We start from the raw sequence: 14,615 nt of genomic DNA, 5'->3' as shown, positions 1-14,615 counted from the left end.
TTATTTGCATCATTTTTCATATTTACTTGTAACTCAATGAAAGTTAATTTTAAACATTAAATTTTTGAGTTATGGAGAAGACAAAAAAATCCACGTTCAAACTACTTTTCTACCTAAAGAAAAATGAACCGAAGAAGAATGGTACAGTTGCAATTATGGGGCGTATTACCGTTGATGGTAAACCAACATCTTTCAGTACAAAATTAGAAATAGATCCTAAAATATGGGATTTAAAACACGGTAGGGTTTTAGGCAAGAGTACCCAAGCATTGGCAATCAACCTTAAATTGGATAAAATAAGATTGCGCATAGACCAGCATTATGATGAAATGTTTAAAGATGAAGGTTTCGTTACAGCACAAAAACTAAAGATTTCCTTTTTAGGTATCGGTGTTATGGCCGATACAATTCTTACTGTTTTTGCAGATCACAATGGCGACTTTAAAAAAATGGTCGATAAAGAACAACGTTCTGCAAGCACTTATGCGAAATATGATATTGTTTATAGACACTTAGCTGAGTTTATCCAATTGCGTTATTACAGACCCGATATGGCTTTCAGAGAACTTACACCAGATTTTATTCGTGAGTTCGACTTCTTTCTGCGTGTAGATAAGGAATGTACGCATAATACCGTATGGGTTTATACGATGCCTGTCATCCGAATGGTAGAGCTTGCTATTAAAAAAGGACTAATCAGAAAAAATCCTTTCGAAGATTACGAGATTACGATGAACGAGAAAGATCGGGGTTATCTGCTGAAAGAAGATGTGGAGAAGATTATGGTTCATAAAGTAGATGCAAGGTTTGACTTAGTCCGGGATTTATTTGTATTCAGTTGCTTTACAGGTTTATCTTATGCCGATATTAAGAAGTTAAAGCGAAGCAATATCCAATCATTCTTTGACGGGCATCAATGGATCATAAGCAGGCGTAAAAAATCAGACATTGCATCAAATGTGCGTTTGCTTGAAATACCTAAAAGAATAATTAATAAATACGTGGGTGTTATGAGGAATGAACTTGTTTTCCCTATACCATCTAATGCTACTTGCAACACCCATATCCGCAAGGTTGCAGGGCAGGCAGAGGTTTTTCCAGAGCATAAAATTGGTTTTCATACAGCCAGGCATACTTTCGGAACAATGTTTCTGACCGAAGGTGTTCCACTTGAAAGCCTTAGCAAAATGATGGGGCATAAAAACATTTCTACCACACAGATTTATGCTAAAATTACCAGCCAAAAAATCAGTAAGGATATGGATTTGGTTTCAGATAAATTCCAATCTATGGAACGTGCATTTTTAGCTACTAAGGAAGAGCTTGTTGTTGGATAGATTTTATAATCCTTTAGGTAAGATTTAGAAGCAGGATTTAACGATCCTGCTTTTTTTGTGCCCATATTTTATCCCCAAAGCACATTTATTTTCTTTCCTCAACCCCATCGCATAAAAGAGCTTTGGTTGGATATACTGAAAAACATATCGAAAAATTCTGGCCAAATTCCAAGCAATATTTTTCAATATCCTTTTGGTGGCTTTCATAGCCACAAACACTTAAAAATGGTTAAAAATTCTGCCAGATAAATGCTGGTTTTGTAATCACATAGACCATTTCTTAATGCCTTTTCCATTGGCTTCCACATAGGCTTTTATCCAAGAGCCAGTATGCTGTTTTGTCCCATTTCAAGAGCAAAGGTATTTCCGTGTTCTTAACGCAGCATCAAGGTCAAGCCCTGCGGGTTTGCCAAAAAATCTCCACCCATTCGGGTCGTATTTTTTGTCAAAACCTTGCTGTTGCTAAACACGAACCTTTTATGCTCGTGAAACGAAACAAAGCATACTCCGGCTCTTTAAACGAATAAAAAAAATGTCAGAAATGAAAAAATACAGCATTAGAAATGGTAAAAGAGAAACGAAACTTCAGCACCTCCTCTCATTACCGAATAAATCAAAAAAAATAAAATCAGAATAAAATCAGAACAAAATCAATAACGCAAAAAATAGAAATTATGAACATCACAGGAAGATTGACGAGAGATGCAGAGGTACGCACAACGTCACAGCAAAAACAAGTAGTAAACTTTTCGGTAGCAATCAACGACAGCTACCGTAACAAACAGGGCGAACGCATAGAACAGACGACCTATTTTGATTGCTCCTATTGGATAACGCCCAATGTTGCCAAAATCCTAACAAAAGGCTCGTTGGTGGAATTATCAGGCAGGGTAACTGCAAGAGCGTGGACAGGCAATGACGGAGAAGCACACGCAGGACTGAATTTTCACACCTCCCAAATCAAACTGCACGGAGGTGGTAAAAAATCAGAAACTGTACAAGCTACCGTAGAAACAGCCACTAAAAAAACAGAGGACGACCTCCCATTTTAACAACAAGTATTCAAACAATTTTAAATCATTTTATCATGGCACATAATATCAATTTTAACGAGAGAACAGGACGTTATTCATTCTTTAGCGTACAACAAAAAGCGTGGCACGGTTTAGGGCAAATCGTGGAGCAATACCCAACAAGCGAAGAAGCTATCAAACACGCAGGGTTAGATTACGAAGTTGTAAAATCACCACTATTTACCAAAAGTTCGGGTATTATCGAAACGGCAAACGGCATAGAGATAGGCAGTAGTGAATTGGAAGTACCTAACTATTTCGCCAACATACGCACCGATAACAATGTAGTATTAGGTGTAGTTGGTAAGGATTACCACATCGTACAAAACCGTGAAGCCTTTAATTTCTTTGATGCTATTGTAGGCGGTGGCGAGGGTATTCTGTATGAAACCGCAGGAGCGTTAGGCAACGGAGAGCGCATATTTATCACAGCCAAATTGCCCGACTATATCCGTGTAGGTAATGGTGATGATGTAACAGAAAAATACATTTTCCTAACTACTTCGCACGATGGTAGCGGAAGTATCACAGCCGCATTTACACCTGTCAGAATTGTTTGCCAAAATACGCTAAATGCTTCGCTACGCAGTATGACCAATGTAGTTCGTATCAAACATACTTCGGGAGCAAAACAACGTATCGAAAACGCCCATAAAATTATGGGACTGGCGAACACTTTGAGCAACCAATTAGAGGACATTTTTAATGAATGGGCAAGCGTAAAAGTAACAGACCGAGAAGTAAGAAAGCTAATCCAATTGGCACTTTGCCCGAATAAAGAAACGTTTGACTTAATTAAAAAAGGTGCAGAAGATGAAATTTCAACCTTGTTTAAAAACACCGTTGATGATGCTTTTTCTTACGCGATGATAAGCGACACGCAACAAATGGATACTACTAAAGGCACATTGTTCGGAGCGTACAATGCCGTTACAGGCTATTATCAGAATGTACGCAATTACAAAAATGATGAAGCCAAGTTGCAGAGTATTGTATTGGGTGGTACTGCCCAACTCAAATCACAGAAAGCATTTGACTTGTGTACCTCTTTTGCAACGGATGGTGCGGAAATCTTAAACCCTAACTAAATAACCACAGGCTACCGCCTTAATCGGTGGTAGTCTACTAATAACAAACATTATGGCAAATTGGTGTAGTAATACGGTTGTTTTCGAGGGTAAACCCAAAGCAATCGAACAGATACAGAAGCTATTCAAGTTAATGGCAGAACAGGAACTAAAAGAAAAATGTGGACAGTTACCCGACTTTATTTCGGAAGATAACGGAGGTTATTTCTTTGCTACCTACCAGTATGAAGGCGATACAGACGTATTTCAATACGAAACAAAATGGTCGCCTAATATGGAAGTGGTACAAAAAATAGCAGAACACTATAAAGTGAATTTCATACAGGATTATGAGGAATTGGGTTGCTTGATATATGGCAGAGCAACATTTGCTGACAAGCTACTCACAGATATTTATTTGGAAGACGAAGATTTTGAAAAATTTCAATTTGACCAAGAAACCGATACTTATCATTTTGAGGGTAAAGAATACGACAGCGAATGGGAAATATTAGAAACCTTGTTAGAGCAGAAAATAGCCAATCATCAACCTTAAAAACAAGAATAATGGAAACGAAAGTAATAGCCACCAAGTTTGTCCGCTATGATGTACCCGAATTGGAAACCCTACAATTTGCAAAGGTTTATCTATTGAGGGAAAAACTGAACAAAGGCGAAAAAATGAACCGAGCCGAAAAGAATTGGCTTGCAGACGCAGTAAACCGAAATGCCTATTTCAAAAAAGCAGTTCCCTTGCACGGCTATCGGTTTGGTTTTGAAGATGTTTTGAAAAACTATGTAGTGAAGCAATACGGCAATTGGTCAGAATACAATGCACCCGACAAGACAAGCCTTAGAAGCATTGTATATGGTAGGATTGAACAAATAGCACAAATTAATTAATCCAACAGCTATGAAAATAACAGACATAAATGGTTGCCAAATCGAAGTAACAGATTTAAAGGAAGCCATAAAAATAGCAAGACGATATAAAGAATATCGCCACGAGGACAGCAATTTTTCGGAGTTTGACAAAAGACAGAAAACCTATTGGTCGGATATGTACGAGAAACTAAGAGCAATCAAAGCACAATTAACAACATCTTAAATTTTACAGCAATGAATACTAATTTTTTCAATCAGATAGCACAGTTGGACTTTACAGGGGTATTACAACTGAACATTTCAAAAAGAGCAGAAAATAACCTAATCGTTTCGGTTATCCTCAATAACGAACAATGCGGAGATAACGCCAAAAACCTAATTCCGCCACTAATATTTAACGCAACACCCCAAGAGTTTGACGATGGTTTTTTTGAGCAGATAACCGCACCCATCAAAACCGTTTCGGGTTTAATGGTGGACATGGAAAAATTTCTAAAACAATTAGAAGAAGTCAAAAAACAATCGGCTATGGAGAAAGAAAAAGCCGACAAACAGAAGAAAGAACAGGAAGCCAAAGACAAGAAATTTAAAGACGGAATGGCAAAGGCGGATGAGTTAGAAAAAGAGGGAAAATTCCGTGAAGCGTGGATGAAAGTACCCGAGATAACGGAGTTTCCCGAAAAAGCGGACGAGATACGCAAACGTAAAATAGCATTGTCTGACAAGTTTGCAACACCGAGCCTTTTTGGAGCAATGGAAGAAACAAAACCCGAACTGCAACAAGAGGAAAAAGTTACAGTAGATTATCCTACTGATGAAACGGACGAAGAAGAAGAACAAGAGTATTAACCCAAAAAATCAGATTTATGTTATTAGCAACGCAATTAGAGCGAGTTTTTATACTCAAAGATAAAGGACAGGACATCAAACTGACCGACCCCGAACCACGTTGGAGCGTGGAAGCCGTAATGAATTTTTATGCCAATATGTACCCTATTTTGACAACGGCAAAAGTATCAGCACCGCAAATAAAAGACGATGCAGTTGAGTACAAATTTGAAAGCGTAATGGGTACAAAGGGTTAAACCAAAAATCAAAACGATGAATTATGCAACCACATATCCTATCGGGAATTATCAGCATACCCGAACAGAAACGACAACGGCAATTGCACCGACAGCTAAACGAGTTCGCACAATGGATGCAAAGACCAAAAGATGCAAACCAAGTGCAGAAAGACAAGCGGAAAGCAGTACCAATAGCGATGTTGCCAATGGTTTTCTAAAGTCGGTATTCCTGCCTAAACTGAAAACGGAACAATCCGTACAGGCTTGTAAGGAAACCGCAAAAACAGAGCGGAATTTTTATCAATCCCTTTCCAACCTCGCAGAGCATTACAGTATTGAACCAATGCAAACACAAATTTATGGCTATCCCTACAATATAGCTTTGGCGATGTGGGATATAAAAACCAAGTTAAAACGTATCCATTTAAATTGGGATAGTTTGCAATTGGTACAGAATAGTAAGAAAACCTTTTTTGTAAGTGAGGAACGGTACGATACAAGAACGACCTTGTATTATATTCCTATGGTTCCGCTCTTTAAAATGCTCAACGACAAAAGGCGTAAAAAGACCGCTCAGTTATTGGTTTGCGTATGCAGTTATCTGTATCACATTGCTGATATTCCGTATTACAGACAAGAAAATAGCTACCTGTTTTGGATGTATGAAATGATGACCGATTGGGTGGAACAGGACGATGAAACAGACGAAACAGAAAGATACAAAAGCGAGTTGAAGCAAGCCGAACAAATTGGCGACAAAATGGAACAGAAACTATTCAATCGTATCAATTTACAACTATTTAAACAGCGTTTAAACATCTTTAAAAGCCTTGATGAATTTGACCAAGAATGTTGGCAATTGGCTTGTAAAGTTTTTGAACTTTTTACGGAATATCCAAAAACAAGTATTTTCAAAAACGCACCCATTTCCGAACAAGACCCTTACAATGATGATTATGACAATGAAACCATTGGAATGGAAAAGTACATTTCATTTGTAGCAGATACCAAAGGTTGGCTGTATGAAAATCTTTCGGATAGCATTAACAATGAATTTAATGAGTACGGAGCAATGGCAGAACCCACCATTAGCAAACACTTTGACGGAAGTGAAATAACCGCAACCAACCTTGATTTTGAGAACCGCTTGTTTCCGTTACTGAACCATTTATGCGGTTTATTAGATGAATATAAAATGACGACAAAATGAACAATTTAAACGACATCACCGAGAATTTTGGAACATTATATTTTCCAAAATCTGCTTTGGTTTTTTATGAAACCAAAGGTATAAATATAGATATGTATGTGGAGCATTTTGATATGGATAGAAACGGAAACCCTATCAATGCACACCCTTTGACCGTAAAAGAAGCCAATGTATTGGCAAAATCATTACATACCGATGAAGAAAAGAACAAAGCCTTTTTAAAGCCAAAGAGAATTTTGTCTACCAACATTTTACACATCAATCCGAGTGAAAAAGGTACAGTACTTTGGTACACCAAAGCACAGCAAAGACAACTGTATTTTGTAAATGGTTTGGGCATTCCCAACGGCAAGGCTAAAGTACCGCCAATGCTTTGGTTTGCAAATAAAAATAGCCTTTCTGTATTTGCTTTGTCAAGCGATAGAAGACCCATAGAAAAAACGCCTTTGCATTACGCTCCATTTTTTAATGTGTACGAAAATGGCAACGTATGTATGGGAACAGTAAATATTGATATTCAAAATTCGGCTTCGGTGGAAGAATTTATACAAGCGTGGGAAAGCTATTTTTTCAACAGTTATTTCAGCCATTTATTGGGGAATTACAATCCGATAAAAGGAAATTGTGTAACCATTTGGAAAGACCTAATTGGTACAGACACCCCCTTTCCAAAAGAAGTATTGAAACCAAATAACAAAACACTTAAAAACCTATTGTGATGAATACAGCTAAACAAAAAATACATTTTACAGACAGAGATTTAATCAATCCTACCAATCCGATTTTGATAAATGTAATCGGTGCAGGTGGAACAGGTTCAAAGGTTTTGACCGCCTTAATGGAAATGAACCACAGTTTAACTGAGTTGGGACACGCAGGACTACAAATCCGCCTTTGGGATGATGATGTAATTACCCAAGCAAATTTGGGCAGACAGCGTTTTGCAGAATGTGAAATTGGATTGTACAAATCCGTTGCACTAATTAACAGAGCCAACCGATTTTCGGGAACAAATTGGAAAGCCGAAACGGTAAAATTTGAAAAAGACCGTTTGGATAAATTGCCCGAAAATGCAGGAGCAAGTATTTATATTTCTTGCGTGGACAGCGTAAAAGCAAGGTTTGGGATTGCGGATATTTTGAATATTCTGAACAACGGTAAAGCCTATTCCAACCGCCCACGTTATTGGTTAGATTTCGGTAACAGCCAGCACACAGGACAAGTGCTACTATCTACAATAGGAAGAATTAAACAACCCAATTCCGAGAAATACGAAACGGTGGCAAGCCTGCCATTTATTACTGATGAATTTGGCGAACTTTTAAAACAGTCTGAAGAGCAGGACGACACGCCAAGTTGCAGTTTAGCTGAAGCATTAGAAAAGCAGGATTTATTTATTAATTCGTCATTGGTACAAATGGGTTGTTCTTTGCTTTGGGGCTTGTTCCGCAATGGAATGACGGAATACAGAGGATTTTTTCATAATCTGAAAGATTTTAATACCCACCCGATAAAAGTCACCTGACCCGAAAAATCGGGCGGCAAAAATGCAATTCCTCGCTACGGTCGGAAACGCATTTTTGCATTTAATTAGGTGCAACCCCTTTGTCAAAATGCACTGCTCCACAATTCCCTTCCCCTACATTTTGCCAAACAGGTTGCGTTATTATTTGCGTGGGATACTCATTATCCCATTTTTGCTTTTAGCGAACTTCTTTTCTTTTCATATCTGCGACCAAAGAAAAGAAGCAAAAGAACGTCGCTTTTTTAGAATGATTTTGACTAACACTTCCCTCTCTCAAATTTGTGAGATAATAAAAAAGTACAACATACAAACTCTATTACATTATCTTTTAAAGTATTTTTGCAATTTGCTATATCAAATATTACCACTATGATGAATATTTTCCTAGATTCAAATATACTATTTCAAGACTATTTTTTTGATAATAAGTCAAATAAGAAAATACTTGATTATTGTAAAGAAGGTCTGTTGAACCTGTATATGTCTGAAATTGTTCGTTTGGAATTGCGAAGACAGTTTCAAAGAGAACTTGAGGATAAAAATAGGGAAATAAAAAAAATAATTAAAGATGCTATTCGACTTAAAATTGAGGCAGAAATAACAGAAATATCTATTTCCGAACAGTTAGAAAAATTTGACACTTTCTATAAAAGACTAACTTACAATGATAATTTTTTTTTATTACCATATTATAACGACTTTTTACCGGATCTTGTAGAAAGAGCAATTTATAGAAAGAAACCATTTACTGAAGAAAAATCAGAATTGAAAGATGCTATAATTTGGAAAACATATTCTCACTATGTTGAAAGCAATGATACTTCGGATTGTATCCTGTTAACAAATAATACTTCGGATTTTTGCTCAAAACAAGACAAATCAAAAATCCATCCAGATTTAGAATTAGATACGACCAGATTTTCAGTAATCAATAAGTCTTTCGAATTTATTAAAACTAATGCAACTGTTCTCGAAGGTCCTGAGAACAAATTCCAAGCATACATTAATCAAATTGATATTGACCAAGAATTTGTTTTGAATATCCTAAAAGAGAATTTCGAAAAGGCAATTGAAGACGAAATACACAAGAAAATAGATAATCTCCATCCTTCCGATATACTTTCTGATGATTATTTTTTTGATGGGCAGATGGTAGCGTATGGATGCGAAATTTTAGACTGCGAAGAGATTGAACATGAAATTCTTGGTGACACAGCTCTTATTTCAGGTGTAGTTTATGCTAGTTGTGAAGTTGAGATTTTACAATATAATGCAGTACGTGACCCTGGAGAAGATAGATACTCGAATGTTGGTGAAAAAAATGTAACTTTTAAGGTGTTTTTCAATTTTGATCTAAAAAAGGATGAGATATGTTCTGATTTTGAAATTACTGATGTTGAAGTTGGTGATATAGATTAAAAACTTAACTGTTTACTAAAACTAAGTATATCATTCATTATATATCCTTTTGAAAGCTTTTTTTAAATCGTCTGTATCGCTACCGACAAGTAAATAGCTTGAAAAGCCAAGTTTAACAAGAGAAGATACTATGTTTTCTTCATCAATATCACTATAGGCAATAAGTTTTATGGAAGGATATTGTGTCCTAATTTCTATAAGTTGTTGGATGATTTCCTTACTGTAAAAATCAAGGTCAATCACGCAAACTTTGGGAAGTGTTTTCAATGCTGATAATTGAAATAATCCGTCTTTAATATGCTCTGAACGAAAAACTATTTTAATTCCTGAAGTAGCAAGACTTTTGCAAATCTCATCCAGCACCGGGCTTATATCATTGATAAATGCTACGCTAATTTCTTTTTGGTGGGCATCTGTTTCCATAACATCAATTTTATTGTTAGTGGACACCTGCAAAAAAATAAGGCGCAGGCCACTACACTTACCGCACATTGAGGTACTGGTATACCCGACAACGAATAAGCGAGCACCTACGCCTATGGCATAGGTGTTCTTTCTTATTGTCCCGTTGTCTAAAAATTACCAGTTTTCAATGTGGGACTTAAAGTAAAAACACTTTAAGATTTTCTATATTTCGTTACAAAGATACTAAACTGCTTTTGATACTCACCATACCTTTAAAGCCAATTGGGTCAAAAAAATAATTAATAACTGGCTTTATTGGTTACATAATTCTGCTCTAGTTCAGCGAGTATATCTGATTGTTTAAAAATGATTTTGCCCCCTATTTGGATAAAGGGCAGTATTTTGTCATCCCTATATTGCTGTAATGTACGTTTGCTGATGTACAACATTTCACATACATCCTGACCTGACAGGTATATCTCACCGTTCATTACAGGACGGTAATATTTCAGTATTTTCTCAATACGGGTTTTCAATAAGATTATCATTTCGTGATGGTCTATAATCTCTTCTGCTTCATTAGTCATTAAATCCATCGGTGTCGGTATTAGACGGCTGTCCGGCTTCGAGCAAAGCCTTTACATCCGAGAGTTTATAATAATTTTTGCGGTTTAATCTGGAATATGATAATATACCCTTATCCTTATAAGTCTGTAAAGTCCGTTTGGTAATGTTCATCATCAAACACACTTCCTGGTTATCTAACCACTTTTCTTTATTGAAAATAGAGGCATATTTTTCGGTAGCATCTTTGGTCATTTCCAAAAGATCCTTCAGCTCATTTTTCATTCCATCGAATGCGGATTTTTGTATTGCGATCACTTCCATTTCTTCTCAATTTTCTGTGGAAGTTGAATTTACAGAGGCTTTTAAAGGGATTGGAAAAGCTGGAGTTGATTGGCGTTGAAAGGAAGTATTTGGCAGTTTACTTTTGCTATAAACAAAAAATCGAATAACCTTTTGGGTCATCCGATTTTTTATCTGTTGTTCTATGAATGTACTTATTTTACAAGTCTTAATTGAGCTGATATTTTTTCATCAACTAATTCAGCATACTCTTTTTCAAATTTCGTTTTTACGGATTTATCTTTTACCTCTAATTTATTCGCTAAATAACTCAATTTTCGTTTATTCTGTTCTATCAGTTCTGACCATTCCATTACATAAACCTCAATGTTCTTTTCAGTTTTTTTATCGTACATAAATGGATTGTCAGGAAAGTTCAATCTTCGAGATTTCACTTGTGATTTAGCATATTTTGTTAGACGAGATGAAATTAAAATCAGTTTGTATTTTACTTTTTCGTTTGGTAATGCAGAATGTTGTTCAATTGTAAAAGCATAATCATCAATTTGATTCAATTCTTTTTTGCTAATTGCACATTTGGGCGATTTCAATTCAACAACCATTATTTCCTTGACATCAGTGTCAGTTATCTTTTCATTGAAAAAGAATAAATCAGTGATGTCGTTTAATCCGCTTTCATCAAATTCAATTAAATTTTCATCGTCTTTTGTTGGTTCATAATTGAAATATTTTATCCTTAATTCCTTTAAGATATTGCCAATCTTTTTGTCTGACCATAATTTAGGTGTTCCATTATAGTTTTCTCCAAATAGCCACAGTTCATCTTCAACTATTTTGTGTAGTTGACTTCTTTCCTTTAAGTGTTTTGATAGTTCACCATAAGTTAACTCATGGAGAAATTCTAAAAATTCTGTTTTATCAGCCACAACACTTGCAAAATGAACCACATCTTCTAAATCAGTTTTCTCTAATAGATTTTGGAATTTCTCTAAACTCTCTTCCGAAAGCTTTAATACCTTATTGAAAATATATTGAATATTTCCATTGCTGATTGCTTTGTCGAGTAATGGATACAAGAAGTTTCTTATTTTATCATCCTTTTGGATAAGTTGATGTTCATCTTCTAATAAATAAGCGACTTTTTTAAATAGGACTTCTTGAGATTTCGAAGCAGGCTGCTCGTTGTTTTGATAAGGATAGTACTTGTCATTTTCTAAAGAATTTAGAAATTTTTCGAACCTTTTGTTTTTAGCTTTGAAAAAATCATTAATCGTTTCCTTAATAGTGTTTTTCAGGTTGTTTATTTCTGCCTCTCCTAATGCTTCTAAATCCAAATTCCTAAACAAATCAGCATTCAACATTGGGGATTCAATATAAATGAACCAAGTGCCCAAATCTGACGTATACCAATCAGAAGAATAAGTATATTCGTGTGCGACACTCTTTAATCCTGCGTTATCAGTTTGGAAAAAGACTTTTACTTTGTTTAAAGTTGAATTGATATTATAGAAGTAAAAATTTAGTTCATGGGTTTTACCTTTTTTATCGACGTAGTTAATCGTTTTTTTTGAGGGCTTATCTATTACGAAATGTTCTCTTTTTAAAGCATTCCCATTTATTATGAAGTTTACGGTATTGTGAAAAATCTCAAATGGGTAATGTTCGAATATTGCTTGATCAATATTTTGGGATAAAAAGTGTTCGTGTATTTTATTTCTTTTAGCGAGCTTTTCCTGTTTGTTATGATGAAGTTGTTCAATCTTAACTTTGTAATATGGATTGTGTTCTCCTTCAAGATATTCATAGTCAACTTTAAATTCAGTTTCTTCCAACTGGGCGTCATTAAAGTCTAGTGTGTCCATACTGAATTTAGTCTTAGAGAACTGTTTTTTGGTTTTGTCAAATCCAACGGTTTCAATGTGCATCAATTCTCCAATCTGCAAAGAACTAAATCTCCCAATTCCTTGACCACTTGCTTTTGAGGTAGTTCCAATTTCTAAAATCCTTTTATCAAATTCATTGAACGGAACTCCAAATCCGTCATCTACTATTTCAATACTCTTAATTGGCGACTTAATATTTGCTTCATTTACGTATTCAATGTTAATTTTAATATTTTTCGATTCCGCTTGCAATGAATTGTTAATTAATTCACGGAATGCCTGAAATGTATCTCTATACTTAGTCAAGAGGTCTTTTATTACCCTCGTATTAGTAGTTATCTTTTTAGTTGTTGACTTCATTGATTACGAATATTTGATAAAGATAAGGTATAGATCTAGTTTAGATTTGCCAAAGTTAGGCAAATAACCATCGTTTAGGTATGATTAATTGTTTTCTTATCGCGTACTTTCCACTGCTTTCGTCTGTTTTTCATTATCGTTTTTCTCCCGGGAATAAACCCATAATGACAATAGTCCGAAGATAATCAGAGCATAAGCTATCCACTTGCCAACACGCTCAATAAACTTAATGCCAACCGATTTTTCATAAGAGGAAAAGCTTTCAGCACCTATAGGGCTTCGCCTGTAAAACTTTCTACGATTAATCCAGTAGCGAAGCGCCATGCCTAAAACCAAAAATAGTATCCCTATAACTAATGATGCAACCATAATAATAGCTATTACATTTCTACATATGAATTTACAAAAAATATTTGTTTCACTACATCACAAAAATATAAAATGTGAGCGTGGTAGCATAAAAAAATCCTGCCTTGCGGACAGGATTTTATTTATTAATCACTACTATTGAACTGAAAATTCAGTTTCTTTTCATTTCCAAAACTATCAGAAATCCATACATCAAATGATTGCGACACAGTGGACGTAGAAGTATAATACAATCGAAACTGCTCTGTTGGTAAAGGATATAAATCGTTTGGTAGATACGCAGGTTCATTATAATATCTTAAAGTTCCCTGTCCATCAAACTGAAAGTAACGGATAAAATATTGTGTATTGCTGTAATTACCGCTTCGTTTTATTGTCATCCTTATTTCTACGGTTTGCCCATTCGATACGTCTTTGGGAACAGGCATAACCTGTACTTCAAAAGGAAAATCGTTCCGTATTTCGAGTTCGTCATCTTTGCTACAAGATACCAAAGTAACCGAACTTGTGAGGATTGCCAACAATACATATAGTGGCAGTAATCCTATTTTGAATTGATTGAAAAATGCTGTCATTATTATACGTTTTTAAAAGTTAAATCTTAATGCCACACCTGCGGACGGACGGAATTGTTTCATATCTGTACCCCATAAAACCTTTGTACGTCCTTGCAGGACTAACACAAATCGGTCGGATAGATACGTTTCAAAAGTCAGCCGACCACCAGCTCCGTAAATGAAATTGTCCTCACTCACTATTTTCGCTCCGTCATCCAACATTGCTTCGCCACGGTTGATGGCTTCATAACCGATTACGCCAGTTATTCCGGCATTTAGCGTTATGTTTTTTCGGGCATCACCCAAGAGGAATAAACTGTAACCGCCTTCGGCTGTGTAAGTTTCTTGCGGAATATGCAAGTCTTTATAAGAATGGTATTGGTGCGTATATTCCAATGCCCAAAATTGGTAATTGCCGTTTTTGCCATTTATAGTCATTGCTAAATTGATATAATAATCGTTTCCGATTTTATCGCCAGATAATACACCGGCACTTACTTCCAAGCCTTTTTGCTTAGGTAACATTCGTTGTGCTTGTGCAATCGTAATGCCCATTAATACGAACATTACGGTATAGATATACTTTCTCAT

At 35.7% G+C, this 14,615-nt stretch carries 19 protein-coding genes; 12 read left to right on the top strand and 7 right to left on the bottom strand.

Features of this window, described 5'->3' with window-relative positions:
* The first annotated feature begins 71 nt into the window (after positions 1 to 71).
* From AAGV28_RS12865 to AAGV28_RS12810, 12 genes are all read left to right on the top strand, one after another.
* Positions 72 to 1,337, top strand: coding sequence for a site-specific integrase (locus AAGV28_RS12865; RefSeq protein ID WP_132109790.1), 1,266 nt, complete (start codon positions 72 to 74; stop codon positions 1,335 to 1,337).
* A gap of 674 nt (positions 1,338 to 2,011) precedes the next feature.
* Complete coding sequence (locus AAGV28_RS12860) at positions 2,012 to 2,389, top strand: single-stranded DNA-binding protein (RefSeq protein WP_373407153.1); 378 nt, start codon at positions 2,012 to 2,014, stop codon at positions 2,387 to 2,389.
* Positions 2,390 to 2,424: 35 nt separating this feature from the next.
* A complete protein-coding gene (locus AAGV28_RS12855) occupies positions 2,425 to 3,498 on the top strand; it encodes a DUF932 domain-containing protein (protein ID WP_373407152.1) in 1,074 nt (357 codons plus the stop codon).
* 52 nt (positions 3,499 to 3,550) lie between these two features.
* Complete coding sequence (locus AAGV28_RS12850; protein ID WP_229941478.1) at positions 3,551 to 4,033, top strand: DUF1281 family ferredoxin-like fold protein; 483 nt, start codon at positions 3,551 to 3,553, stop codon at positions 4,031 to 4,033.
* Positions 4,034 to 4,044: 11 nt separating this feature from the next.
* The gene (locus AAGV28_RS12845) at positions 4,045 to 4,380 is read left to right on the top strand and encodes a molybdenum ABC transporter ATP-binding protein (protein WP_229941479.1); all 336 of its coding nucleotides are present in this window, start codon (positions 4,045 to 4,047) and stop codon (positions 4,378 to 4,380) included.
* Positions 4,381 to 4,390: 10 nt separating this feature from the next.
* On the top strand, positions 4,391 to 4,585 hold the full coding sequence (locus tag AAGV28_RS12840) for a hypothetical protein (protein WP_074590745.1): 195 nt from the start codon (positions 4,391 to 4,393) through the stop codon (positions 4,583 to 4,585).
* Positions 4,586 to 4,596: 11 nt separating this feature from the next.
* Entirely contained in the window at positions 4,597 to 5,211 is a 615-nt protein-coding gene (locus tag AAGV28_RS12835; RefSeq protein ID WP_229941480.1) for a PRTRC system protein E, read from the top strand.
* Positions 5,212 to 5,228: 17 nt separating this feature from the next.
* On the top strand, positions 5,229 to 5,447 hold the full coding sequence (locus tag AAGV28_RS12830) for a PRTRC system protein C (RefSeq protein ID WP_074590740.1): 219 nt from the start codon (positions 5,229 to 5,231) through the stop codon (positions 5,445 to 5,447).
* Between the two features lie 16 nt (positions 5,448 to 5,463).
* A complete protein-coding gene (locus AAGV28_RS12825) occupies positions 5,464 to 6,639 on the top strand; it encodes a hypothetical protein (protein WP_229941481.1) in 1,176 nt (391 codons plus the stop codon).
* Positions 6,636 to 7,358 (top strand): PRTRC system protein B, encoded by a 723-nt coding sequence (locus tag AAGV28_RS12820; RefSeq protein WP_229941482.1) that lies wholly within the window; start codon positions 6,636 to 6,638, stop codon positions 7,356 to 7,358. Before AAGV28_RS12825 ends, AAGV28_RS12820 begins: the two co-directional genes overlap by 4 nt.
* Complete coding sequence (locus tag AAGV28_RS12815) at positions 7,358 to 8,164, top strand: PRTRC system ThiF family protein (RefSeq protein WP_132109799.1); 807 nt, start codon at positions 7,358 to 7,360, stop codon at positions 8,162 to 8,164. Before AAGV28_RS12820 ends, AAGV28_RS12815 begins: the two co-directional genes overlap by 1 nt.
* Before the next feature lie 369 nt (positions 8,165 to 8,533).
* Entirely contained in the window at positions 8,534 to 9,583 is a 1,050-nt protein-coding gene (locus tag AAGV28_RS12810; RefSeq protein ID WP_229941483.1) for a PIN domain-containing protein, read from the top strand.
* Between the two features lie 30 nt (positions 9,584 to 9,613).
* Here AAGV28_RS12810 and AAGV28_RS12805 read toward each other — a convergent pair whose 3' ends face one another.
* The 7 genes from AAGV28_RS12805 to AAGV28_RS12775 all read right to left on the bottom strand — a co-directional run bounded on the left by AAGV28_RS12805 (position 9,614) and on the right by AAGV28_RS12775 (position 14,615).
* Positions 9,614 to 10,006, bottom strand: coding sequence for a DNA-binding response regulator (locus AAGV28_RS12805; protein WP_229941484.1), 393 nt, complete (start codon positions 10,004 to 10,006; stop codon positions 9,614 to 9,616).
* A 281-nt stretch (positions 10,007 to 10,287) separates the two neighbouring features.
* Positions 10,288 to 10,584, bottom strand: a complete 297-nt coding sequence (locus AAGV28_RS12800) for a helix-turn-helix domain-containing protein (RefSeq protein ID WP_373407151.1) — start codon at positions 10,582 to 10,584, stop codon at positions 10,288 to 10,290.
* Entirely contained in the window at positions 10,568 to 10,876 is a 309-nt protein-coding gene (locus tag AAGV28_RS12795; RefSeq protein ID WP_373407150.1) for a helix-turn-helix domain-containing protein, read from the bottom strand. The genes AAGV28_RS12800 and AAGV28_RS12795 overlap by 17 nt, the downstream gene beginning before the upstream one ends.
* A gap of 173 nt (positions 10,877 to 11,049) precedes the next feature.
* Positions 11,050 to 13,098 carry an ATP-binding protein gene (locus tag AAGV28_RS12790; RefSeq protein WP_373407149.1) on the bottom strand — a complete coding sequence of 683 codons (2,049 nt, stop codon included), beginning with the start codon at positions 13,096 to 13,098 and terminating at the stop codon, positions 11,050 to 11,052.
* A 96-nt stretch (positions 13,099 to 13,194) separates the two neighbouring features.
* On the bottom strand, positions 13,195 to 13,467 hold the full coding sequence (locus tag AAGV28_RS12785) for a molybdenum ABC transporter permease (RefSeq protein ID WP_373407148.1): 273 nt from the start codon (positions 13,465 to 13,467) through the stop codon (positions 13,195 to 13,197).
* A gap of 125 nt (positions 13,468 to 13,592) precedes the next feature.
* Positions 13,593 to 14,042, bottom strand: coding sequence for a DUF3872 domain-containing protein (locus AAGV28_RS12780; protein ID WP_074590719.1), 450 nt, complete (start codon positions 14,040 to 14,042; stop codon positions 13,593 to 13,595).
* A 12-nt stretch (positions 14,043 to 14,054) separates the two neighbouring features.
* Positions 14,055 to 14,615, bottom strand: a complete 561-nt coding sequence (locus AAGV28_RS12775; protein ID WP_074590717.1) for a conjugal transfer protein TraO — start codon at positions 14,613 to 14,615, stop codon at positions 14,055 to 14,057.

The sequence above is a fragment of the Flavobacterium zubiriense genome, from assembly GCF_041729725.1.
In the GTDB taxonomy this organism is placed as follows: Bacteria; Bacteroidota; Bacteroidia; order Flavobacteriales; family Flavobacteriaceae; genus Flavobacterium; species Flavobacterium zubiriense.
The sequence above is the reverse complement of the archived record's forward strand: the minus strand, read 5'-3'. Positions and strand labels throughout refer to the sequence as shown.